At 40.1% G+C, this 24869-nt stretch carries 24 protein-coding genes and 1 other annotated feature; all 24 genes read right to left on the bottom strand.

What is annotated here, in order from left to right:
• Positions 1 to 4 precede the first annotated feature (4 nt).
• The 24 genes from HT732_RS10500 to yabA all read right to left on the bottom strand — a co-directional run bounded on the left by HT732_RS10500 (position 5) and on the right by yabA (position 24847).
• Positions 5 to 3532: a pneumococcal-type histidine triad protein gene (locus HT732_RS10500; protein WP_173254352.1), complete on the bottom strand. Its 3528-nt coding sequence runs from the start codon at positions 3530 to 3532 to the stop codon at positions 5 to 7.
• Between the two features lie 288 nt (positions 3533 to 3820).
• Positions 3821 to 6895: a pneumococcal-type histidine triad protein gene (locus HT732_RS06245; protein WP_173254351.1), complete on the bottom strand. Its 3075-nt coding sequence runs from the start codon at positions 6893 to 6895 to the stop codon at positions 3821 to 3823.
• Positions 6896 to 6902: 7 nt separating this feature from the next.
• Entirely contained in the window at positions 6903 to 7820 is a 918-nt protein-coding gene (gene adcAII / locus HT732_RS06240; protein ID WP_173254350.1) for a zinc-binding lipoprotein AdcAII, read from the bottom strand.
• 142 nt (positions 7821 to 7962) lie between these two features.
• A complete protein-coding gene (locus HT732_RS06235; protein WP_173254349.1) occupies positions 7963 to 9354 on the bottom strand; it encodes an amino acid permease in 1392 nt (463 codons plus the stop codon).
• Positions 9355 to 9476: 122 nt separating this feature from the next.
• On the bottom strand, positions 9477 to 10034 hold the full coding sequence (gene sdbB / locus HT732_RS06230; RefSeq protein ID WP_050252872.1) for a thiol-disulfide oxidoreductase-associated lipoprotein SdbB: 558 nt from the start codon (positions 10032 to 10034) through the stop codon (positions 9477 to 9479).
• An 11-nt stretch (positions 10035 to 10045) separates the two neighbouring features.
• Positions 10046 to 10753 carry a thiol-disulfide oxidoreductase-associated membrane protein CcdA2 gene (gene ccdA2, locus HT732_RS06225; protein WP_173254348.1) on the bottom strand — a complete coding sequence of 236 codons (708 nt, stop codon included), beginning with the start codon at positions 10751 to 10753 and terminating at the stop codon, positions 10046 to 10048.
• A 105-nt stretch (positions 10754 to 10858) separates the two neighbouring features.
• A complete protein-coding gene (locus tag HT732_RS06220; protein WP_000157153.1) occupies positions 10859 to 11239 on the bottom strand; it encodes a VOC family protein in 381 nt (126 codons plus the stop codon).
• Positions 11240 to 11297: 58 nt separating this feature from the next.
• A complete protein-coding gene (gene rplT / locus HT732_RS06215) occupies positions 11298 to 11657 on the bottom strand; it encodes a 50S ribosomal protein L20 (RefSeq protein WP_000124834.1) in 360 nt (119 codons plus the stop codon).
• Positions 11658 to 11708: 51 nt separating this feature from the next.
• Positions 11709 to 11909: a 50S ribosomal protein L35 gene (rpmI, locus tag HT732_RS06210; protein WP_001125943.1), complete on the bottom strand. Its 201-nt coding sequence runs from the start codon at positions 11907 to 11909 to the stop codon at positions 11709 to 11711.
• A 32-nt stretch (positions 11910 to 11941) separates the two neighbouring features.
• On the bottom strand, positions 11942 to 12472 hold the full coding sequence (gene infC / locus HT732_RS06205) for a translation initiation factor IF-3 (RefSeq protein ID WP_000848180.1): 531 nt from the start codon (positions 12470 to 12472) through the stop codon (positions 11942 to 11944).
• A 15-nt stretch (positions 12473 to 12487) separates the two neighbouring features.
• Positions 12488 to 12619: a sequence feature (ribosomal protein L20 leader region), on the bottom strand.
• A gap of 160 nt (positions 12620 to 12779) precedes the next feature.
• Entirely contained in the window at positions 12780 to 13964 is a 1185-nt protein-coding gene (locus HT732_RS06200; RefSeq protein ID WP_173254347.1) for a hypothetical protein, read from the bottom strand.
• A gap of 3 nt (positions 13965 to 13967) precedes the next feature.
• A complete protein-coding gene (locus tag HT732_RS06195; RefSeq protein WP_173254346.1) occupies positions 13968 to 14555 on the bottom strand; it encodes an ABC transporter ATP-binding protein in 588 nt (195 codons plus the stop codon).
• Between the two features lie 32 nt (positions 14556 to 14587).
• Positions 14588 to 14776 carry a hypothetical protein gene (locus HT732_RS06190; protein ID WP_345890505.1) on the bottom strand — a complete coding sequence of 63 codons (189 nt, stop codon included), beginning with the start codon at positions 14774 to 14776 and terminating at the stop codon, positions 14588 to 14590.
• 178 nt (positions 14777 to 14954) lie between these two features.
• Complete coding sequence (locus HT732_RS06185; RefSeq protein WP_173254344.1) at positions 14955 to 17195, bottom strand: DNA internalization-related competence protein ComEC/Rec2; 2241 nt, start codon at positions 17193 to 17195, stop codon at positions 14955 to 14957.
• The gene (locus tag HT732_RS06180) at positions 17179 to 17829 is read right to left on the bottom strand and encodes a helix-hairpin-helix domain-containing protein (RefSeq protein ID WP_173254343.1); all 651 of its coding nucleotides are present in this window, start codon (positions 17827 to 17829) and stop codon (positions 17179 to 17181) included. The genes HT732_RS06185 and HT732_RS06180 overlap by 17 nt, the downstream gene beginning before the upstream one ends.
• A gap of 68 nt (positions 17830 to 17897) precedes the next feature.
• Positions 17898 to 18467, bottom strand: a complete 570-nt coding sequence (locus tag HT732_RS06175) for a GNAT family N-acetyltransferase (RefSeq protein WP_000443728.1) — start codon at positions 18465 to 18467, stop codon at positions 17898 to 17900.
• A 106-nt stretch (positions 18468 to 18573) separates the two neighbouring features.
• Positions 18574 to 19578: a PhoH family protein gene (locus HT732_RS06170; RefSeq protein ID WP_173254342.1), complete on the bottom strand. Its 1005-nt coding sequence runs from the start codon at positions 19576 to 19578 to the stop codon at positions 18574 to 18576.
• Positions 19579 to 19663: 85 nt separating this feature from the next.
• Positions 19664 to 19879, bottom strand: coding sequence for a YozE family protein (locus HT732_RS06165; RefSeq protein WP_001232084.1), 216 nt, complete (start codon positions 19877 to 19879; stop codon positions 19664 to 19666).
• Between the two features lie 8 nt (positions 19880 to 19887).
• Entirely contained in the window at positions 19888 to 20742 is an 855-nt protein-coding gene (gene cvfB / locus HT732_RS06160; RefSeq protein ID WP_001095445.1) for an RNA-binding virulence regulatory protein CvfB, read from the bottom strand.
• Between the two features lie 59 nt (positions 20743 to 20801).
• Positions 20802 to 21359, bottom strand: a complete 558-nt coding sequence (gene frr, locus HT732_RS06155) for a ribosome recycling factor (protein WP_001262225.1) — start codon at positions 21357 to 21359, stop codon at positions 20802 to 20804.
• A 20-nt stretch (positions 21360 to 21379) separates the two neighbouring features.
• The gene (gene pyrH, locus HT732_RS06150; protein ID WP_173254341.1) at positions 21380 to 22105 is read right to left on the bottom strand and encodes a UMP kinase; all 726 of its coding nucleotides are present in this window, start codon (positions 22103 to 22105) and stop codon (positions 21380 to 21382) included.
• 83 nt (positions 22106 to 22188) lie between these two features.
• Positions 22189 to 23523, bottom strand: a complete 1335-nt coding sequence (trmFO, locus tag HT732_RS06145) for a methylenetetrahydrofolate--tRNA-(uracil(54)-C(5))-methyltransferase (FADH(2)-oxidizing) TrmFO (RefSeq protein ID WP_173254442.1) — start codon at positions 23521 to 23523, stop codon at positions 22189 to 22191.
• A gap of 134 nt (positions 23524 to 23657) precedes the next feature.
• On the bottom strand, positions 23658 to 24527 hold the full coding sequence (rsmI, locus tag HT732_RS06140; RefSeq protein WP_173254340.1) for a 16S rRNA (cytidine(1402)-2'-O)-methyltransferase: 870 nt from the start codon (positions 24525 to 24527) through the stop codon (positions 23658 to 23660).
• Positions 24528 to 24529: 2 nt separating this feature from the next.
• Positions 24530 to 24847: a DNA replication initiation control protein YabA gene (gene yabA / locus HT732_RS06135; protein WP_000358227.1), complete on the bottom strand. Its 318-nt coding sequence runs from the start codon at positions 24845 to 24847 to the stop codon at positions 24530 to 24532.
• Positions 24848 to 24869: the final 22 nt, after the last annotated feature.

Genomic DNA, 24869 nt, shown 5'->3' with positions numbered 1-24869 from the left:
TTATTTATTCTACTGGTTTTGCTTGATTTCCAGTAGTTGTAGAAGATTCTGTTGTTTCATTTTCTGAAGCTAATTCAGCAGGTTTAGAATCTCTTGCGTTGCTCGGTTTGTTTTCGTCGCTTGCAGTTTCACTGTTAGATTCTGCAGTTGCTGATGTTTCAGTTTCGGGACTTGTCTTATCACCATTTGCCTCGGCATTTGTTGCTGGAGTTGCTTCTTCACTCGCGCTTGATTTTGACTTGATTTCTTGATTCAAGATCAGAATAGCTTTTGTCAATTCAAGTAAAGCAACCTTATCTTTACTCTTAGCAGAAAGTTGATCTAGTAAAGCATCTACCTTATCAAAGTCTTCATCAGAACCCTTATTGTTTTCTAAATAAGCGTGAAGTGACATGAGGATATCGTAAAGTTTTTGATAGAGTACAAGTGTCTGAGGATCTTGCTCAGCATTTTCTTTCTCTTGTTGAAGGGCACTAGCGATACGAGTCAAGACATCTTTTACCTGACTGTTTACTTCATCCAAGTCTGCATCAGCCTTGTTTGTGGCAGCTTTAAGATTTTCTACTTCTTCTGCCAAGGATTGTCTGATTCCTTCTTCTTGGATTTGCTCTAAGAGTTGAGTTGCCTTGCTCAAGAGACTTTCTACTTGTTCCTTGCTGACATGATTCATATGCTCTTCAGGCATAAAGTCTCCGTACAATTCTTTCAAGAAGCCGTAAATAGCTGTCTTGGCAGTTTGGTTATCTACTTTTTCAGTATCTAGAACTGTCTGACTTGATTTCGCAGTAGTTGGCTGAGCTTTCAAAGCTTCTTCCACTTCTTGTTTTGCCTGATAGATGCTTGGGAATAATTTGTTCAATTCTGCTGCCTTAAGGAAGGATTGAGATTGATACAAGGTCCAAGTCAACTGAGCTACTTTGTTTCGAAGTTCATCACTCAAACGACCGTCATTTACGTGTTCGTAGAAGTACTTGATGTATTCTACAGTTGTAACACCTGTTCGATCATTAAAGTCTTGAAGAGCTTGAAGTTGTGATTCAACCGCTGCTAAACCAGCCTCATCTTTTGCCAACTTAGCTTCTTGGAGTCGAACGAGAAGGTCTTTCTTAGGAAGCCCATAAGAGTCTGTATCAAGAGTATTGATTTTATCAATCAAAGCCTGATATTTCTTATCTAGAGCACTTGTTTCAACAGGTTTGATACTTTCATCAATATGGATATATTGCTTATCAAAGAGTTCTAGTGTCGCAAGATAACCTGCTGTAGAGTTAGTTGCCAATTTCTTCATATTTTCAGTAAACTGACCTAAGGCTAACTCAATCTGTCTTTGTTCGATAGGCTTATCTTTGTAGATGTTTCTGCTATCAGCTAGAAGTTGATCTACTTTTGCCAAGACTGCCTTCTCATCAAAGGCCCCAGGCTGATAGTTGGATTGTAGGGCTGGAATCTTGTTTTTCAATGCTACTTCATAGCCCTTCGTTTGAACCTTGATGTAGTGATTGTGGTCGCCATGAGGAATCACAAAACTACCATTTTCTACCTGTAAACGATAAGGTGATACACCATCACGCAATGCGGTCGTGTAAAGTTCATTTAGGAAATCAAGTTCTGGATTCCCAGTTTGCAGTGGCAAACGAACATGTTCCTTACGAACAGCGTAGGGATGGATATGAGTCGGATCGTAGGCTTGGTCTGGATTTCCAAAGACAAAGAATCCGTTTGAAATTCTAATAGCTTCAAGTGGAACACCATAGGTCTTAGAAATGTAAGCAATCTTTTCTTCATCACTAGCATCTCTTGAGAAAGACTCTACCGTTTTAGCAAGAGGTTTTACAGGCTCTGCATCATGATGTGCTTTCAAATGATCCTGAGCTTCCTTAATTTGATCAGCTGTCAAATCCTTCTTGAAGAAGTAATGATTGTGGTCTCCGTGACTCATGACAAAACCTTGCTCATCCTCACTAATGACACGATTAGCATCAAAACCGTGATCATGGTCTTCATCATGATGGTGGTCATGCTCATCGCCATCGTGATCATCATGGGCTGGACTTCCACCTTTCAAGTGATCCTGTGCGGCCTTAATTTGCTCTGGTGTCAAATCCTTCTTGAAGAAATAATGATTGTGGTTACCATGAGTCATGACAAAGCCTTGCTCATCTTCAGCAATAATACGATTAGCATCAAAGCCGTGCCCATCTTCTTCATGTTCCTCATGTGAAGTTCCTGGATTGATTGGAAGAGATGGCGAAGGTGTTGCTAGACCATTGTTCGGAAGAGTCGGTTGACCAATTTGATTCGACTTAGGAATGTAATGGAAATGGTCACCATGTCTTACAATATAAGCTGTGGCTGTTTCTTCAACGATATCTTTTGGATTAAAGATATAACCATCAGATGTTGAAGAGATAGGCTTATTTGTAAGTAATGAGGCATGATTCAAAGTAGATGGACTACTTGAAAGACTTCCCAGACTAGATGCCACTTCACGGGTCTTTTCATTTGTAGAGACCGTAGAATCAGTTTCACCGATAGGCACCATTCTGGCAATCTTTTCTTCTAAAGGAGAAAGTTTGCTGTAAGGAATAAAGTGATAATGGTCGCCATGCGGAATCGCAACTCCATTTGGCGTACGGCTGATAATCTTAGCAGGGTCAAAGACTAAGCCATCTGATTCACTGTAACGTTGGTCACTAGACGAATCATAGAGTTCCTTCAAAAGACTTTGGAGATTTTCAACTTTGCTTTCTGGCTTGCTAGTTGATCCTTGTGCTACAGATTGCGTGTTATTTTCACTAGATGTTGAAGAATAGCTTAACTGACTCGGTTGCGTATTTTTCCCAGCTAGATGAGCTTTTGCTGCTGCTAACTCACTAGCAGACAAATCACTTTTTGGAATGTAGTGATAGTGACCTCCGTGAGGAACGATATAAGCATCACCAGTATCTTCGATAATATCAGCTGGATTAAAGACATAGCCATCATCTGTCGTATAGCGCCCCTGAGACCTTGCTACAGCAACATCAGAGCTGACCTTCTCATTATCTTTGACATGTTCTTGTTTTTGACGATTGATTTCATCCTTGGTTCGAACATTATCAGCATGAGCTGCATCTTTCAGGTAGACATAATATTTTCCATCGACCTTGATGATATAGCCACCCTTGACCTCATTGACAATATCTCCATCCTTAAGTTGGTAGTTTGGATCCTTCATCAAAAGTTCTTCACTAAAGAGGGCATCATAAGGAACTTTCCCATTGTAGTAATGATAGTGATCACCGTGTGACGTCACATAGCCCTGATCTGTGATCTTGATAACAATTTGCTCAGCCTGAATTCCTTCTTTCTGGCTGACTTGGTCTGGTGTCAGGTTTTCAGTTTTCTGACTTGACTGGCTGCCATCCACATAAGAGACACGATTATTGTCCTTATTTTCCTGCGAGCGATACTGGTTCAGTGCATATGCACATAGACTCAAGGATACGATAACAGCTGATCCAGCTGCTATATATTTTTTACTGAATTTCATAAATCCCTCATTTCAATAAATGATGAAGCTTTTTCTTAACTTCTTTTTCTCGGTTAAACATTTTTTCTAAACTGGTTATTTAACCATTTAATTAACCAGTAAATAGTTTACCTTTTTTAAGCTCATCTGTCAAGATTTTTAGTGAAAGATAATAAAATGATTACTTTAAGAATCTTTTTGCATTTTTTATCAAGAAATTTCATCTTTTTATTAACAAATAAAAGGACATTATTCTATCCAATAATAGAACAATATCCTTTCAGCTAGATGATCATCAGTCAAAATATTCTAAGGTTTTATTTGCTTAAGAGTTTTAATATCATAGGTTACTAAATCCCCATTCTTATTATAAAATTGAACACCTTCTGACGAAAAAATAAGATATTTAGAATCAATTTGAGCAATTTGTGCTATTTGGTTTATATGATTTTTTAAAGTATCCTTATCTAATCCATAATCTGGTATCTCATCATAATCATCTTCTTTATTTTCTGTATGTGGTTCTTCTTCACCAACTTTTTCGACTGAAGGATTGCTGCTAGTCGCATCTGCCTCATTTTGAGATTTATTATCCTTTGGTTGTTCATCAACTTTGTTTGAATCCGTTGCATCTTTCTTTGTTTCCGATTTCTTATCTGAAGAAACTAGATGTGAAGTAGAAGAATCATTTGTTGTTTCTTTTTCTTCACTTCTTTTAGCTATCAACTCTTGAGCTTGTTTCCACTCTTTCTCTGATAAATCAGACTGAGTGATACTTCTCAACGAGCCACCGCTAGCTTTTGGAATACTGAAAGATTTATCTGCCCAAATATAGGTTCCCTTTGCCAATACATCCTGAGGATCAAAAATATATCCATCAGGAGTTGCAAACTTGCCTTCTTTAAGTGCTTTCTGAACCTCTTCCGCAGAATGGATAATTTGCCAGTTCTGCATTCCAGCACGTTTTTCAAGAGGAGTTACATTAGCAATAACAGATCCAGCATCATCATGACCTGGTTTTGACCAAACTTCAGGACGTACATCAGGATGTTGCATTACATATTTTATAGTTGCTATTTGCTCACTACTTAACCAAGAATACGGTACGACATGAATGTGATCGATATGTGGAATAATGAAGGAAGTTCCAGTATCATACGTAGTATTGGCTGCATGCATAGGCAAGCTAGATACATCAACAGCTAATCTTGGTTTAATTTCTGTTTCTACAATATCATAACGATAAGTATCTTTATCTTTAAGCATTAGTTCCTGCTCAGAAAAAGCTATTTGAGTAAGATCGAGTTCTTCACGTGAATAAAAATAATCTTTACCACCTTCATTAATTATATAACCAACTTTACTATTTCTAGAAACTTTACTAGTTACTTTTTTATAATCAAACTTTGGTTTTTCTTTATCATGTGAGCGAACTGAAGAAACGATGTCATCTGGATTTTTTCCAGTTTCTTGAATCCATTTAGCAACCTCATCCAATTCGAATTGTTCTAATTCACCATATCCCATATAATGGAAATGATTTCCGTGTTTGGCAATAACACCTGATTTATCAACGGAATCAATTGAATCTTTGCTAAATATATATCCATCACTCGTATCATAAGGTTTACCATCTAAACCTTTTCCATATGCTTTGATCGGTTGTCCTAAGAACTTATGTACTACTTCTTTTGATACTAAAGGTTTAATGTCTGTACCAATTTGATTTAATCCATTTTGTCCTTTTAACGGAATCATTCTTGCAATCTTCTGCTCTAAATCAGACATTTGTGAATAAGGGATAAAGTGATAATGGTCTCCGTGAGGCACTGCGACACCATTTGCAGTACGTTTGATGATTTGTGCCGGATCAAAGACTAAGCCATCAGATTCCACATGGCGTTCTGATAAGGGTTTGGCATACAATTCACGTAAAAGTGTTGAAATGTCTTCCCCTTGATTTTGATGATAAGTTGGAGTGATAGTCAGATTGTGGTTCTCTGACAAGCTTGGTTGAGCTGGATTTGCATTATGACTAGAACTTGAAGAAGGACGAGACCCCTGCTTCCCATTCCAATAAGCTTGAGCTGCAGCCAATTCTCCTGCTGACAAATCACTCTTAGGTATATAGTGAAAATGATTGCCGTGCGGTACAACAAAAGCGTCACCTGTATCTTCAATTACATCTGTCGGACTAAAGACATACCCATCATCTGTTGTATAAGCGCCTCCAGTTCCTCTATTCGGTGCCGGCGTATTGAGATTAAAGTTTGGTTTAATCGGTGAACTTGGTGTTGAACTTGGTTTATCTGTACTGCTTGGTTTCGTATTGTCAGAATGACTTTGAACTGGCTGACCTCCAATTGGTAGATTTCGAGCCAATTTTTCTTCCAAGGCAGACATTTGTGAATAAGGAATGAAATGGAAATGATCTCCGTGAGGCACTGCCACACCATTTGCTGTACGTTTTGTAATCTGTGCTGGGTCAAATACCAAACCATCAGACTCCACATGACGTTGGCTAAGTGGCAAAGCATACAATTCTTGAAGGAGACTAGCTAAGTCGTCACTTTGACTTTCAGAATCTGTTGCAGGATTTTGAGGTGTCTCAGATTGACTCGTTCTCACACTAGATCTTGTTTCTCCCCTGCTTGAACGATATTCAACCGTACTTAATTGACCGCCTTTTCCAGATAAGAAGGCTTGGGCAGCAGCTAATTCACTAGCAGACAAGTCACTCTTAGGAATATAGTGGAAGTGATTGCCATGAGGAACGATATAAGCATCACCAGTGTCCTCAATGATATCAGATGCATTAAAGATATAACCATCATCCGTTGTATAACGTCCTTGAGCTCTGGCTGCAGCAACAGCATTATCTGTGCTTGCATTATGATTATGACTATGTTCCTGCTTCTGACGTTTAATCTCTTCTTTTGTACGAATATTGTCCGCGTGAGCAGCATCCTTGAGGTAAACATAGTATTTCCCGTCTACCTTAATCACATAGCCACCCTTGATTTCATTGACAATGTCTGAATCCTTCAACTGATAATTCGGATCTTTCATCAGCAGTTCTTCACTGATGATAGCGTCATAAGGAACCTTGCCATTATAGTAATGATAATGGTCTCCATGAGAGGTCACATAACCTTGATCCGTAATCTTGATAACAATTTGTTCGGCGTTGATTCCCTCTCTCTTACTGACTTCATCTGGTGTCAAGTTCTCTGCCTTTTGACCAGCCTGGTCACCATCTATATAAGCAACTCGATTCGAATCTTTCTTAACTTGACCAGCTTGGTAACGACCAAGTTCATAGGAACAAACACTTAGGGCAAGAACTGCCACTGAACCTGCTACATATTTTTTATTGATTTTCATAATCTCCTCATTTCAATTCTTCTGCTAAAACACTCATATTTTCTTCAAGATTTTCTAGATAAGTCTTGTCATTTTGTGGGTCTGCCTCTAAAGGATTCAGAGTTTTAAGACCCACACCTGTTGATTTGACAAGAGTTTCAGCTACTTTTGAAGAAGCGTTACTTTCTGTAAAAATCGTTTTAACCTTATAGTTTTTAACAAATTCCTGAATTTCTGTTAGTTGTCGTGGACTTGGTTCTTGTTCAGGAGAGATGCCTGCAATACCAAGCTGATTAAGTCCAAATCTCTTCGCTAGATAAGAAAAGGCTGTATGTTGTGTTACAAATGTTTTCTGAGTCGCTTTTTCAAATTTAGGCTGAAATTTCTTGGTTAATTCCTGAGCTTTTTTGATAAAGGCTTGCGCATTTTTCTGGTAAGTTTCTTTATGCTCACTATCCACCTCTGAAAGTTTATCAGCGATAATCTGAGCTTCTTCGCCAGCTTTTTCAGGATCTAGCCAAGTATGAGGATCATAGAGCGTTTTTTCATCAACTCCATCCCCTGCTTCCACATCTTCTAGCCCTGGGACTCGGTCTAATGTCATTCCTTCAGAAGCCTCTAAAACCTTCACTTTAGATTTTTTTAGATTTGGATCCAGACTTCCTGCCCAAGATTCTAGAGTATGAGAATGGTAAACAAAGACATCTGCATCATAGATGGCCGCGATGTCATTTGCTGAAGGTTCAAAGGAGTGAATCCCACTACTTGACTGAATCATTCGAACATCATTCAAGTCACCAGATACTTCCTTGACCATAGCATAGATAGGATAAAAACTGGTCACAATTTTCATCCCTTTCCCTGTCTGACTTTCCTTTTGACCACAAGCCCCTAAACACAAAAGAAAGACACTTAACAATACTAAAAATAAATTTTGTTTCTTCATGAACAACTCCTTAACCATTTAATTAACCAGTAAATATTCTACTCCTAAAAATTTAATCTGTCAAGATATTTTTAGAAAAAATTTGAAATTTCTTTCACATATAAAAATCTGCTGAGTTTCAACAACTCAACAGATTCTCACTTTATTCTTCTATGGTAGAATGCTGATAGCCATAAGTAAAGTAAATAAAACTTCCTATCAACAAGGCAATCAGGAAAGCAATCCAGGTTTCCATATTATACTGTAACATGAAGGATAAACAAATGATAATTGATAAAATTGGTAACAGAGGTACCAAGGGTGTTTTAAATTCTCCAGCTTTGGGCATCCCTTTTTCTTTCCGTAAGCGAATCAGACCGTAAGCAAGCATGACCAAGTAGGCTAAGGTACAAATATTTAAGAAGGCTGCGATACTAGCAAGAGGGAACATTCCTGCTGCTACTGCTGAAGCTAGACCGGTCAAGATAGTAGCATTTTTGGGTACCTTGCTTGTTTTGGTCAGTTCCTTAAAGACAGCAGGCATCAATCCGTCACGCGCTAAACTGTAAATCATACGCGATAGGGCATAGGTCATCGAAATACAAACTGTAATCAAGGTTAAGATAGCCACTAATGACACATAGTTGGCTGCCCAACTAATCCCAACACTACGAAGAGCAAAGGCAACGGCATCATCGACATTTAAATGACTATAGTGAACCACACCAGTCAAGACAAGCGTCACCAAGGCATAAAGAATGGTTACGATAGAAAGCGATAAGACAATCCCTCTAGGAATATTTTTTTGAGGAGTTTTGACCTCATCTACGGCCATAGAGATGGATTCGAAGCCCAAAAATCCAAAGAACATCAAGGACGCACCAGCCATAATACCAGTACTAGCACCATAGATTTGTCCAAAACCGTAAGGAGCAAAATTGCTCCAATTATCAAGCTTGATATGCCAAATTCCCACCAAAATAAAGAGAGCTAAAGCGGAAAATTTCAAAATCACTAGAATCGAATTAAAGCGTAAGGCTGCCTTGGCATTTAGTAAAACAAGCGAAGTCACCAAGACCAAGACAAGAATAGGCAATAAATCAACAAATGTCCCTGCTTGAGGATTAAAGGTACCATTTAAAGCCTGAGGAAGGGCTATCCCGTATTGAGAGAGCAAGCCTTTAAAATAAGCTGCCCAACCCGAAGCCACACCCGATATAGCTGTCATGAACTCCATCATGGTTAACCAGCCAGCCAACCAGGCTGGGAATTCTCCCAAGATAGCATAGAGATAACTGTAGGCACCACCTGTAGCAGGTACTCGTGAAGCAAATTCTGCAAAAAAGAGGGCTGATAATCCCACACACAAGGCAGAAATGACGATTGAAATCACTAGGGCTGGACCCGCTAGAGTTGCGGCTGCAGTACCTGTTATTGTAAATACACCTGTCCCTACCATGGCTCCGATACCCAGCAAAATCAAATCCCATAACTTCAAATGCCTGTGCATCTCCGTTTTATCTAAACTAACATTTTTTGTTCTAAATATATTCATCTTTGACTCCAAAATAAACTGATGATTCTATTTTACCATAAATATAGGACATTTGTGAATATTTATAAAATAATTTTCTAAAAAAATCTGACTACTCTCTTGTAATCAGATTTTTATCTATTCTAGTTCATTTCTTTAAAAGCTGCTTCTGCATCCGCATTGCTGATAGCACCAAATTGAATCTTTCCAATCTTTCCTTGGCTATCAATTAAATATTCTGTAGGAATACTTCGAATTTGATAAGCTTGGAAGGTCGTTGCTTTGGTATCATAAAGAACAGGGATATCCTTATAACCTTGATCTTGGAACCATTGTGGGAATTGCTCGACAGTTTTTTCACCTTGAATTCCTGGTGCAATGACACTAAGAATTTCAAAATCACGATCTGGTTTCGCAGCTAATTCCATCAACTCAGGCATACTTTTCTTACATGGACCACACCAGGAAGCCCAAAACTTCAAATAGACTTTTTTACCCTTATAATCCGATAACTTAACTTCTTTACCATCCATGGATTGCAATGTGAAGTCTGGAGCATCTTTTCCAACAGCAATTTGTTGTACAGTCGTTTGTTGTTTTGGCTGTTGTGCTGCTTGAGTCTTTTTAGTTTCTTCCTCACCACAGGCTATCAATACAACTAATGACAAGAGGCTTAAGCCAGCAAACATTACTTTTTTCATCTTTTTCTCCTTTATTCAAAAATTCCAGCTAGAATATTTACTTGTCCTAGTATTAACAAAATTCCCATTAAAATAATGAGGAAACCACCAATTTTCTTCAGTAGCATCATATGACGTTTGATTTTACTAAAATAAGGCATGACTACACCTGAAGCTAGAGCCAAAACCAAGAAAGGAATGGCCATCCCCAGAGTGTAAATGAGAGTATAGATAGCTCCTTGCCAAGCTCCATTACCACCAGAAGCTGCAAGCGCTAAAACGGAACTTAAAACTGGACCGATACAAGGCGTCCAACCAAAGCTAAAGGTAATACCGAGTAAAAAAGCTGACCAATAACGATTAGAATCTGATTTTTTAAAGGTAAAGCTTTTTTGAACCTCTAATTTCTTAAAATGAAAAATTTCCATCTGGTGAAGACCCAAAATGATAATAATAGCTCCCATGACATATCGAAACCAATTTGCATAGAGAATATGACCAAAGTAACCAGCACCAAAGCCTAGAATAAAGAAAATAAGAGAGATACCTGCGATAAAGCAAAGTGTTCGAATCAAACCGGACCAAAGAACCTTTCTCCCAAACAAGGAAAAACTTTTTGCGCTTTCCTGATCATCCAATAAAATCCCAGCATAAACTGGCAGAAGTGGAAAAATACAAGGAGAAAAAAAGGATAAAACACCTGCTAGAAAAACAGAGATTGAAAATACTATCGTTTCCAATAAAGGACCAACTTTCTTAAGATTTCTAATCCTATTTTACTATATTCAATTTTATTTGTAAGCTTTCTGCTACACAAATTGAATTATCCTGTATTTGAAAGAGCCTTATTTTTCACGAATGACTTCGACCTTGTATCCATCAGGGTCTTTAACAAAGTAATAGTTAGGTGCAGTTCCTGGTAGACCATTTGGCTCAGTCACTTCATAGCCTTTGGCACTATGCTCTTGATGAAGCGCCTCAAGATCAGGTGTACTGAGGGCGATATGGGCAAATCCATCTCCAACCACATAAGGACCGTGATCGTAGTTATAAGTCAATTCCAACTCATAGTCGTCACCCTCAAGACCTAGATAGACAATCGTGAAGGCATGATCTGGAAAATCTCTGCGACGCAATTCTTTAAAACCAAAAGCATCTTGATAAAATGCGATTGATTTTTCAAGGTTTTCTACTCGCAAGCAAGTGTGTAGCATTTTTGAAGCCATATTTTTCTCCTTTATTTTTAAAAAGACTGGGACAATCCTGTTCCAGTCTTATCTGTTATTATTTACCAAGTTTTGCTTTAGCTGCATCTGCAAGAGCTGTGAAAGCTGCTGCATCGTTAACAGCCAAGTCAGCAAGCATTTTACGGTTAACTTCGATCTCAGCCAATTTCAAACCATGCATCAATTGTGAGTATGAAAGTCCGTTCATACGAGCTGCCGCGTTGATACGAGTGATCCACAATTTGCGGAAGTCACGTTTTTTCTGACGACGGTCACGGTATGCATAGTAGTAAGAGTTCATTACTTGTTCTTTTGCAGTACGGAACAAGATGTGTTTAGCTCCATAGTAACCTTTTGCTAATTTAAGAATACGTTTACGACGTTTGCGTGATACAACGCCACCTTTAACACGTGCCATGTTTTATTTCCTCCAAATATTTCCTAGAATTGTTTACTTACAGTCAAGCTATTATTTCAAGCGAGTAAGCATTGCTTTGATACGTTTGTAATCTCCTGAATGCACCATAGATGCTTTACGAAGATGACGACGTTGTTTCTTAGTTTTTCCGTGGAAACGGTGAGAAGTGTAAGCACGGAAACGTTTAAGTCCACCAGAACCTGTACGTTTGAAACGTTTAGCTGATGCGCGGTGTGTTTTTTGTTTTGGCATGATTTTTTCTCCTTTATTTAACTTTCTGACAATTATTTTTTGTCAGTCGCTGGCGCCAATTGCATGAACATTTGACGTCCATCCATTTTAGCACGTTGTTCGATGATGGCAATATCTTGAGTTGCTTCAGCAAACTCGGCTAAAACTTTTGCACCAATCTCTTTATGGGTAATCATACGACCCTTAAAGCGAATAGATACCTTAACTTTATTTCCTTTTTCAAGGAATTTGCGTGCATTGCGAAGTTTTGTATCAAAGTCACCCTTGTCAATCGTTGGACTTAGACGAACTTCTTTCACAGTAACAACACTTTGTTTTTTACGTTGTTCTTTTTGCTTCTTCTGGTACTCAAATTTGAACTTACCGTAGTCCATAATTTTTGCAACAGGCGGTTTGGCTTGGGGTTGAATCAATACTAGGTCAACATTAGCGTTATCAGCCAAAGCTTGCGCTTCACTGAGTGGCTTGATGCCTAGCTGTTCTCCTTCAAGACCAATCAAGCGAACTTCACGTACACGAATCTCATCATTGATGAATAAGTCTTGCTTTGCTATGGTTTTCACCTCTTTTGTTTTATTAGAGAAAAACAATAGCGGACTCGTAAATATACAAGCCCGCACGTTATGATAGCGTTTCTTAGAAACTTTTCATCCGTAGGGCCAGGCAACTTAATGTCACAAGGCGAGAAGCTCTCACTTCTGCTTTTCTCAACTTTTATATGATACCAAGTTTTCTAGCTCTTGTCAAGATAAAAAGTTATTTTTTTGAAAAGTTTCTGTTTGTATTTTGGCTTGGTTTCCACATCAAAAAGAGAGAATCAAGTTGATTCCCTCTCTATGTTAGTTTTTACTTATTTTCCCTATAGGAAAGCTAGGATCTATTAAAAAATTCTTTTTTCTGTGAACTTCCCCATCTTTCGATAAATAGAATCCCCACTAACAAAAGGATAATCAGGCAAGGAAGTAAAACTAGCCCCATGTCCCAATTTAGATTGACATTATCAATCAGCTTAGGTAATCTTCCAGATAAAATCTCCACTGAACGCAAGTAAGTAAAGGGAATCAGATGTGCAATCCTTTGAAGAGACTGAATTGTTTGGATGCCAAACAATAAGCCAACAATCCCAATGAGTGAAAGAAAGAGGATAGGCATTTTTTGCTTGAAAAAGTAAGCAATCAAGTAGACGACTTCCACAATGACGATAAAGGCTAAGAAGGCTAGTAACAAGCTAGGAAATAACACATCTTGTATTTTCCCAATAGTTACCTCTTGATTCACTAAGCTATATATCGGGTAGGGATAATCTAACTGTCCAAAACCACTTATCAGACTTCCCACTAGAAAAGAAAATCCGCTGATTCCGATAAACAGCACAGTTACATAGCCCACTCCAACTCCAAGAGAGGACATGGCAAATGCCACTTTTGAAAAAGGATATAACTGAGCTGTATCCAGATGATTTTGATACCTTTCTGCAAATAGTTGCGTTAGCATAAAAATAATAGCAACCACAAACAAGCTTGGGATGATAGCCTCTAAAATCCAGACAATCTGATCAATCCCGTAGGTCGGATAAACTAAATTGTGCGCTTTTATGTTCAAGGGATATAGGGCTTGGTAAGTCTTTCGTTGGCGGTCAACCGCCATTTTAAAGTCAGAACTAGCAGTCGGTTCCTTTGATAAAATTTCATAACTCTTCTCTACATCTTGCCACTGCAAATAGTAGGCTTCTTTCCAGCGTCCTTCTTTTAACAAAGCCAGAATTTCTTTCTTTTGCGTCAAAAGATTTTTTTGCGAGTCTAAATTTTCTTTAGCAAACTGGTATTCCTCCGAGCTGGTGTCAGATATTTGGGAGAGTTTCTCTTCATATTCATTGATGACTCTCTCATCTTTTACAAGACGGGTTTCTAACTCGCTCTCCAAGCTGACGGAGTTTGCAGTCTGACTATTAAAATAAAAGGTAACACCGAGTCCAGATACAAATAAAGCTAAGATAATCCAGTTTAAGCGACTTTTGAAAACTTTTTTTAATAAAAATAGACTAACATCTTTCATAAACTAAACCTCTTCTATTTGCCCCTGATGAATGGTTACTACTCTATCGCAGACATCAAGCAACTCTTCCTTATAGTGGGAACTTAAAAGAACCAGCTGTTCTTGTCTATCGATTTGTGCTAGCCTATCAAAAAACTTCTGTCGATAATACTCATCTAAGCCATTTGTAATCTCATCCATAAGCCAGCATTTCGCCTGACTGAGGAAATACATGGCAATCACCAAGCGTTGCTTCATGCCTAAGGAGTACTTGCGAATGGGAAGACTGATATAGTCAGACATTTCCCAGTAGGCGATTTCATCCCTCAAGTTCAGACCTGACTTCCAGATGTTTTTGATAAGACGAAGGTAGTCCATCCCACTTAAGTTTCCATCCAGCCATTCAACGCTTTCATAATAAAATAAAGAAGGAGGAGCTGCGATATTTCCACTACTTATAGGAATTAAATTGCTAATGGCGCGGAACAGGGTCGTCTTTCCAGAGCCATTGATAGCAAGAATACCATAAATCCTACCCTTTTCAAATGTAAAATCAACATCTTGTAAGATGACTTGTCGCGTTTTTAAGGTCACATGAGTAAGCTGCAACATATCTAGCCCTCCTTTTTATCACTCTTTAAGGATTAACAGCCTCCGCTGTAGTAGTTTAGTACTTCATAACGATTGTAATTCCAACCACTATCAACTTTATACTCTGAATAGCTGTCATAACGAGACCATGACGGAATCCAAGCATATTGATGGCCGTGATAGTTGGTACTATATTTCCAAAACGTATTCCAATCATACTTGTAACTTTTAGTGACTGTCACAGCAGATAAACTGGACTGAAAAAGACCAATAGATCATAAACTAACTAATTAAACGATTTTTGCTAATTTTTAATGATTTTATATCATCAATATTGAATACGCTTTCATTATATCGTTTTTATCATTATTATGCAACAGATTTTTAGTTTATTTTACTAATATTTAGTATTTATCCTTTCTATCGAACGCTTTCGATTTTCCAACTATTCAACCCCTTAAACCGTATAGCTCCTTGCTGATCAGTTCGGTAAACTTTACTATTGATATCTTCCAGTCGGGTCAAAGTTTCCTGATGGGGGAGTTTGGTTCGATTGTTCTTTCCAACTGAAATGAGAGTCATCTCTGGTTTGAGCTGTTCTAAAAAGACTGAACTTGATGATTTTTTAGATCCATGTTGGCCAGCTTTCAAGACATCAACTTTCAAGTCTGGATAGTGCTTCAGCAAGTCCTTCTCTCCTTTCTCCTCCAAATTTCCCGTGAAAAGAAAGTGCTTATCCAAAAGTTTCCCATACAGAACCAGGGAATCTTCATGACCTCCATCTCCAATTTTCCTTGGAGATAAGACTTCTAACTGACTTCCAAAAATTGGCAAATTCTCTCCCACTGACACACTACGAACCTTGGTTTGAGTCGCCTGCAGTTCTACTACAAATTCCTTCTGTTTCAGACTGCCTTTTGATACTAAAATCTCCCCTACATGGAAAGCCTTGGCCACTTCCAGCAAATCTCCAACATGTTCCTTGTCCGTATTGGTCAAAATCAGCTGGTCAATCTTGGCTACTCCTCGACTTTTGAGATAGGGAATCAAGGTTCGCTGGACATTGCTAGTTGTCGCCTTTTCTTGCCATTTTTCTATTTTCTTACTAGACTCTGCCTTACCGCCTACATCTATGAGAATGGTTTTACCAGTTACATCCCTTAGGAAAATACTTTCTCCTTGCCCCACATCCAGCATGGTAATTTCATTTTCCAGTGGATGCTTGGTCAAGAAAAAGAGACCCGTAATCAATAAGCTCAATACTGCTAGCCTTTTAATGTTTTTCCTCAAATCATAGACTAAAGCCAAGGAAATTAATAGTAGTATCAACAGACATGCATTGGGTTGTCCAAAGACAAGCGGTCTACTTGCCACCTGTGATACCAAGCGAATAATGTCCTCCAACCATTCAAAAATAAAATTCAGCTGAATGACTGGATAGAGAAAGGAAAGGGCAAATAAGATAGACAAGAGCGGTAAGAAGACCAAGTCAAATAGAAAGGAAAAGACAAAGGTCAAAAGGATAGACCAAGGTTGAAATTCTGCAAAATAGAAGGATAGAATGGGCAATATTCCCAAGGAAATGACTAGACTTTCTCTGACCACAGCCTTGAGACCCTCTCCTTCTTTGCTGGTCATGGTCAAGATAAAAGCATAAGCGCAGGACAAGACTCCTCCAGCAGTCAAGAAAAAGTTGGGCATGATGATAAAGAGGACAAGCACCGTCAAGGCAAAATTATCCAAGCCCTTAACACCATGTTGAGCCAGTAACTTCTGCAAGAGACTGCGAATGACTGATGCTGAAAATCCTGTCAGACCTGCATAAATAAGGGAAAAGGGATAAGTCAGCCATTTCAACTTTTCTTGGGTCAAGCCTAATCGCAAGAGTAGTTTCTTAAAGCCATCCATGAAAAATCCTACCTGCATCCCCGATAAGGCAAATAGGTGAATAATTCCTAGACTGGAATAAAGTTCATTCATCTCCTCAAAGTCTGTATCCAGATGTCCTAGCAAGAGCCCCGTCATGTAATTGCGCATAGGATCTGGAAAGTGCATCTTAATCCAAACTACAGCCTTTCGACGTAAACTGGACAGGTTTTCACCTACATCCCAACTGCTAACCTTTTGAAGTGACTGGATACTCTTGATAGTCAGTATCTGGTAAATTCCTTGAGTTTTCAGATAGGCTTGGTAGTCAAAGCCACCAAAATTTCTCTGCCCTTCTGGCTCAGAAAGCTTCCCTTCTAGTCCTATCTCATGAAGGTCTGTTAAAGCTTGAAATTGTTCTTTCTCCTCCTCGGACTGGAGTTTATAATAAACTTGAAAAATGCGTCCATCAGACTTGCCACGAAAGGATAGACTGTCACCATTGACCTTAATAGTGTCTGGTAAAATCCGTACCCTTTCAACAGAATCCGCCAAATTTTGACTCGCTTGACTCTGTTGCCAAGTTTGAAACAGAAACCAGAAGCCAAAGATTCCACAAATCACTAGAACTCTGCCTGCTGATTTCCAAGGAAATTGGAAAAAGAGACAGACTAGCAGAAAAACGAAGCCCAATAAAGCAAGATAGGATGCTGAGAAAATAGCGTAGTAAAGCCAAAGCAATAGAAAACTCAGATAAATTAGGGGAGTGGGAATGTTTTTAATCCACTGTAACATAGTCTTTTAGCTTTTCTATGGTCTTGGCACCAATACCAGAGACTTTCTTGAGTTCATCAACCGACTTAAATTTCCCATTTGCCTCACGATGATCGATAATATCCTGAGCTCGTTTGCCACCCAGTCCTTTGACCTGCTTGAGTTCTTCCAGACTGGCCTTGTTGAGATTGACCTTCTTTTCCTTGCTCGTCGAAGAAGCTGTCCCAGAACCTGCCTGCTGACTAGCTGTCTCTTCTCCCTTAGTTGGGACGTAAACCAGAGCCTCATCACTAACTTTCTGTGCTAGATTGAGCAACTTACTGTCTGCTTGCTCTGTCAAACCACCTGCCTTCTGAACGGCATCATTGACCCGACTACCTACAGGCAAATCATAAATTCCAGGTGCTTTAACAGCGCCTTTTACATCTACTGTGATTAGATCTTGTTCAAGGGGCTCTGCCTTTTCTTCCTTGTTCACTTCCTTTTCGGTCGATGAATCCTTGGAAACAGCTGCGACTTCTGCCTGTAAATTCGTTTCTTTTACAGGTGTTTGTGGAGTTGGCTTTAGCAAGAAAAATCCTCCTACAAGCAAGCCCAGACCAGTACAGATGACAATGATTTTATACTCTTTAATTTTCTCGATAATTGCTTCCATATTTTCTCCTCTCTTAGATTATTCGTAAGAGGAAGAAAAAACAGTTGAAAAAATTTCTTTTCAACTGCTTATTTATTTGCAAAATAGTCTTCCTTGGTCAAGACATAATGAACTCTTGTCACGATTCGTCCTTCTTCATGCTGGTCCATACAAGCATATGGTTCTGCATGGGAAAAACGCATGCCTGATTTCTCCATGACCTTTCCAGATGCAGGATTGTCCTTATCATGAAGGGCAATCAACTTATTCATCCCTATCTTCTCAAAAGCTAGCTCAATTACGGCACGATTGGCTTCTGTCGTCAATCCTTGATTCCAATACTTTTTATTGATAATATAGCCAATAGCTGCCTTCTTAAGAACAGGATCAATCTTGTGCAAATCAATGGTTCCGATAAATTTGCCATTGCTTTTTAGTTCTATTCCCCACCGTCCCAAGGGATTGGCCAAGTAGAACTGAGCAATGTTATTCTTGGTTTCTTCCAAGCTTTGATTTGTTGGAAAAGTGTAGCGCGTATTTTCTCTGTCCGAGGCGTAGGCAAACATTGCTTCTGCATCATCCAAGGTTACAGGTCTAAGCAATAAACGCTCAGTCTCCACTATTGGATACTGAGCTAGTTTTAAAAAGATTGATTCCATAGGATTCCACCACTTGAAAAGTTTCTAACTAAGATAAGGATATTGAATGAAATATTTAAAACGCAAATTTATACTTAGCATTGAGATAACTTTAAGTACAAAAGAGCTATCCTTCAGACAGAGATTGAGACTCTAATTCTTCACTCTCTTCTTTTTTAACTGGAGCTGGTTCATAAGCTCGGATAATCTGAGCGACAACTGGATGGCGAACCACATCCTTAGCTGAAAAATGAACAAAGTCAATCTGATGGATGTTCTTGAGTTTCTCTTGAGCATCAATCAAACCGGACTTGACATTCCGTGGTAGGTCAATCTGACTGATATCTCCATTGACAATCATCTTAGAATTAAAACCTAAACGAGTCAAAAACATCTTCATCTGCATAATGGTCGTGTTTTGCGCCTCATCAAGAATGACAAAGGCATCATCCAAGGTCCGACCACGCATGTAGGCAAGGGGCGCGATTTCGATAATTTCACGCTCCATGAGACGAGTCGTTTGGTCTTTCCCCAGAATCTGATACAAGGCATCATAAACAGGTCGAAGGTAAGGATCCACCTTTTCCTTAAGATCACCCGGAAGAAATCCAAGACTCTCACCTGCTTCCACTGCTGGACGAGTCAGGATAATCCTCTTGACCTGCCCGCGTTTAAGAGCTGTCACTGCCAAGGTCACTGCAAGGAAGGTCTTCCCTGTCCCTGCAGGCCCAATTCCAAAGGTCACATCATGCTGTTTAACACTGTCCACATAAAGTTTTTGCCCTAGGGTTTTGACACGAATAGGTTTACCAGTATTATCCTTGATGATTTCTTCTTCGTAAAGGGCGACAAACTTGTCGATTTCATCGTTTTTGACCATACTAATCGCAGTCACCACATCTGGCGTCCCAACCGTCATCCCACGATTCACCAAGACCATGAGAGCTTGAATAACCTGACGAGCTTCCTCACAGGCAGTCTCTTCTCCCAAAACCTGGACAATCTCCGTACGGGCATGAATCACCACATCAAGCTCTTCTTCCATCAAACGAAGATGGCGTTCATTAGAACCAAAAAGATGAAACAGGTCATCTGGATGACTCAGTTGAATGTCAATTGAATGTTCCTTCAAATAAAGAACCTCTCTAATCCTTTTATTTCTTTTTATTATAGCAAAGGGATGGATAAATTACTAGCCCAAACCTAATGAATAAAGTCTAGTGTTCTAAGTATTCTTGCCAGATAGCGTCAAAATCTCCTAGGTTAAAAGAGAAACTGGCATGCTCCTCCAAAAAGCGACTCACCTCATCAAAATCATCTGTGTGTTTTGGGAAGGCTGACTCCTCAAAAGCTAGGTCTGCCAATATAGCCTTGGGACTGTTGCTTTTAGGATTGCGCTCGGTCATGAGCCAAGTGTAAAATGATTTTCTCATAAGTCTCCCTAGATCAACTCTGTCCCAAACTGGTCTTGCTTGATTTTACCAGCCTTCATCAAACCACCGAGTGCTTTCTTGAACTGACCTTTAGAAATGCCAAAGGTTGCCTTGATATCGTCTGGAGATGACTTATCATTTAAGGTCATGAAACCGCCATTGCTTTCCAAGTAGGTCAAAATCATCTGGGCATCATTTTCCAACATTTCAAAAGAACGTGGTTTGAGGGAGAGGTTCAAGGTACGGTCCACTTCACGGAAACCAATGACACGCGCATCTAATACTTGCCCCAAACGTGGCTCTGCATAGCGCTCGCTAGGATGGATAAAGCCAAGCATGTTATTTTCTGGTAGGTAGACAAAGGTTCCTGACAGCTTGAGACGGTACACAATGGCTGGCCAGTTTTGGTTCTGCATGTTGTTGTAGGCAGGACGAGCCAGACGTTGGAAGTCTTCTTGATAGGCCAAGAGTCCCCAGATACGGTCTTTCTTGTCCACTTCAAGACGGATGTAGAGTTGGTCGCCCTTCTTAGGCCAGAGTTCCTTGAGCTCAGGGAGAATATCGAGTGACACAACGATTTCCTTGTCAGGAAGACCCGTATCCACAAAGACACCCAAGTCCTTACGAACCTCTGTGACACGGCCCCAACCAAATTGGTCCTGAGTTGCAGTCACTTCTAGAGTGGTCAAGCGGAGTTTTTGCTTCATATCCGTGTAGGCAAAACCTTTAACCGTATCCCCTACTGTATGTTGACCTTCTTCCTTAGCAAGAGCATAGGTTTGACCATCCTTTTGCACAAAGTAAAAACGGTCATTTTCATCGATGATGAGTCCAACGATAAAACTTGCAAGATTTGTATTCATATTTCCTTCTTTCGAATAAAACTCAGCCAGCAATGCCAACTGAGTTTTTCTGTTTATTTTTAGACTTCCAAAAGTTCTTTCTCTTTGTTGGCAGTCATGTCGTCGATGTGTTTAACAGCATCATCTGTTACTTTTTGAATATCTTTTTCAAGAGTCTTCAATTCGTCTTCAGTGATTTCTTTTGCTTTTTCTTGTTTCTTAGCTTCGTCCATAGCATCGCGACGGATATTGCGGACAGCCACTTTAGCATTCTCACCGACCTTCTTCACTTCTTTAGCAAGGTCACGACGAGTTTCTTCTGTAAGAGCTGGGATAACCAAGCGAATCACAGAACCATCGTTAGCTGGTGTAATACCAAGATCAGAAGCGTTCAAAGCACGTTCGATGTCTTTCAATGAAGACTTATCAAATGGTGTTACCAACAAAACACGCGCTTCTGGAATCGTAATTGAAGCGATTTGGTTAAGAGGAGTTTCTACTCCATAGTATTCTACATGTACACGGTCAAGCAAGCTTGCATTGGCACGACCAGCACGGATACCACCAAATTCACGAGCAAGTGATTGGTGAGACTGGGTCATTCTCTCTTTAGCTTTTTCAATAATTGCGTTAGCCATAATCTTTCTTATTCCTTTTCTTAGATATTATTTGAAACTGTTGTTCCGATATTTTCGCCAAATACGACACGTTTGATGTTGCCTGGTTGGTTCATGTTGAAGACAACCAAGTCAATGTCGTTATCCATTGAGAGGGTTGAAGCTGTTGAGTCCATGATACGAAGACCTTTATTGATAACGTCACGGTGGGTCAATTCTTCAAACTTAACGGCTGTCTTGTCTTTCTTAGGATCGGCATTGTAAACACCATCGACACCGTTTTTAGCCATAAGAATAGCATCTGCTTCGATTTCAGCTGCACGAAGGGCCGCTGTTGTATCGGTTGAGAAGTAAGGTGAACCAATTCCGGCACCAAAGATGACGATGCGGCCTTTTTCAAGGTGACGAAGGGCACGCCCACGGACATAAGGCTCTGCCACTTGTTGCATAGCAATGGCAGTTTGAACACGTGTATCAACCCCAACTTGTTGCAATGAATCTGCCATCACAAGAGCATTCATAACAGTCCCAAGCATTCCTGTGTAATCTGCCTGAACGCGGTCCATTCCTGCTTCTGCTGCAGGTTCTCCACGCCAGAGATTTCCTCCACCGATAACAAGGGCAATTTCGATACCTAAGCTATGAACTTCTTCAATCTCTTTTGCGATTGTTTGAACTGTTTGGATATCAATCCCTACGCCACGTTCACCGGCAAGGGCTTCACCTGATAACTTGATTAAAATACGTTTATACTTGGGATTCGCCATTTTCACTCTCCTTCTTTTATCCTACCTATTTTATCACAATTTCTAAGATTTTTATAGTATCATGAGCAATTCTTTCAAAAAAATTAGACTGTCAAAAATTCCTCTAAGTCAGCAAGGGCACGCTCTGCAATTTTTTCATAACGAGCCTTCTTATCACGGATACGTTCGCCTTCCAACTCCTTAATAATCCCAAAGTTGACATTCATTGGTTGGAAATGCTTGCTGTCAGCATGGGTTATGTAATGAGCTAAGCTTCCGATAGCCGTCGTCTCTGGGAAAATAGCCTCGCTTTCTCCCTTGAAGAGACGAGCCGCGTTAATTCCCGCAACCAAGCCTGAAGCAGCTGACTCTACATAGCCTTCCACACCCGTCATTTGACCAGCAAAGAAGAGGTTTGGCTGTTTCTTGGAACGATAGGTTTGCTCAAGAAGATTTGGTGAATCCATATAAGAATTGCGGTGCATGACACCATAACGAACAAACTCCGCATTCTCAAGACCTGGAATCATTTGGAAGACACGTTTTTGTTCTCCCCATTTGAGGTGGGTCTGGAAACCGACAATGTTGTAGAGGCTACCAGCTGCATTATCCTGACGAAGTTGCACAACCGCATAAGGTGTTTTGAATTCGCCATCACGAGGTCCTGTGTAGTCATCTGGATACTCCAAACCGACTGGCTTCATAGGGCCATAAAGCATGGTTTTAATACCACGTTTAGCCATGACTTCGATAGGCATACAGCCTTCAAAATATTTTTCTTTTTCAAAAGAATTGAGCGGTGCTTCTTCCGCATTGACCAAAGCTTCATGGAAATCCATGAACTCTTGCTTAGTCATAGGGGCATTGAGATAGGCCGCCTCTCCCTTATCATAACGAGACTTGAGATAGACCTTGCTCATATCGATAGTGTTGACATCGATAATAGGCGCTGCCGCATCGTAGAAATAGAATCCATCGCCGTCATTAAGGGCATGAATCTTCTCAGCCAGGGCATCACTAGTCAAAGGACCAGTAGCGACCACAGTAATAACGTCAGTTGGCAATTCTGTAATTTCATCGCGAACCACTTCAATTAAGGGGTGGTTGGTCACTTTTTCGGTCACCATTTGGGAGAAACCATCACGGTCCACCGCAAGGGCCCCACCAGCAGGAACACGTGTAGCTTCTGCTGATTCCAAGATAACAGAACCCAAGCGACGCATTTCTTCCTTGAGGAGCCCGACAGCATTGGTCAAGGCATCCCCACGCAAGGAATTGGAACAAACCAACTCGGCAAAATTGTCTGTTTTGTGCTGGGGTGTAGGCTTGACACCACGCATTTCATAAAGTTTAACTGGAATACCACGCTCTGCGATTTGGTAGGCTGCTTCAGAACCTGCCAAACCAGCACCGATAACATTGATATAAGATTGAGACACGACACTAATACCTCTTTGGGTGGGACCTAAGTCCATATCAAAACATCCCACTGGACTGTTTGACACCCACAAATCTTTCTATTTTTTTCTTCTACTAGTATAACAAAAAAAGGGAAGAAGGCAAACTTCCCTGTTTAGTCATTTTCTTCCCAGTCGTGGTAGGCCCCGTAGAGCTGACTTTTATTCCACTGGTAAATCTTAGCGACTTCCTTAATAGCTTGATTTTTCTTCACACCTTGCTGGATGCGGGTTTGAATTTCTACGAACAAGTCTTCCTCGTCCTTTTCCTCCACACCCTGACTGGCCCCCTCAACGATGAGAAGACATTCACCCTTGAGTGGCGTTTCAGAGATGCTTTCCAGTAATTCAGAAATTGTACCTCTTTGGTATTCTTCGTAAATTTTTGTCAATTCTCTAACCAAGACGACCGAGCGGTCACCGTAGACTTCTAACATATTTTCCAGCGTATCTGCCACACGATGGGGCGATTCATAGAAAATCTGTGTTTCAGAATAGTCTTTTTTCAAGTCGAAAAATTGCTTTTGCTGACCTGACTTTCTCGGTAAAAAGCCGTAAAAGATATGTGGCTGTGGCGCTAAACCACTGGCAATCAAAGCAGAAATTCCTGCAGAGGCACCCGGAACAGTCACAACCGCAATTTCTTCCTCAATGGCTGCCTTAACCAAATCATGACCAGGGTCTGAGATACTAGGCAAACCTGCGTCGGAGACCTGAGCAATACTTTGCCCTGCTTTCAAGAAACCAATCAAATCAGGAATCTTTTCCTTGGCATTGTGCTCATGAAAACTAATCTGCTTAGTAGAAATGTCAAAATGCTTGAGCAAAAGACCTGTATTGCGCGTGTCCTCAGCCGCAATCCAGTCCACTTCTTTCAAGGTCTGGATAGCTCGAAAGGTCATATCATCTAGATTGCCAATCGGCGTTGCCACTAGGTACAGCTTGCCATAGGGAGACTGCCCCTTAAAACTTTTTTGAATCTGCATGCCTACTCCCTGTATAACAACTCGTCACAGAACATACATTCCTCATCCTGCTCTCGACGTTGTCCATAAAAATCATTACATACGTGAAAACCATCTTTATAAATTCGACGGACACTTTCACGAACATGCTTAGCCTTGACAGGAGCGTCTGCTTCCACCTCACCCAAGCGTTCGCGCAACTTACTATTTTCCAAGCGAAGAGCTGTATTTTCCTCTACCAGGCTCTTGAGATTTTTCTTGATGGCTTCCACATCGGCCAAGGTTACCAATAACTGTTGGGAAAAATCGTCCAGCGCGTCAAATAATTCTTTTTTGTCCATAAAACAGCCCTTTCCTTTCTTT

The sequence above is a fragment of the Streptococcus sp. 5346 genome, assembly GCF_013277455.1.
Lineage (GTDB): Bacteria > Bacillota > Bacilli > Lactobacillales > Streptococcaceae > Streptococcus.
The sequence above is the reverse complement of the archived record's forward strand: the minus strand, read 5'-3'. Positions and strand labels throughout refer to the sequence as shown.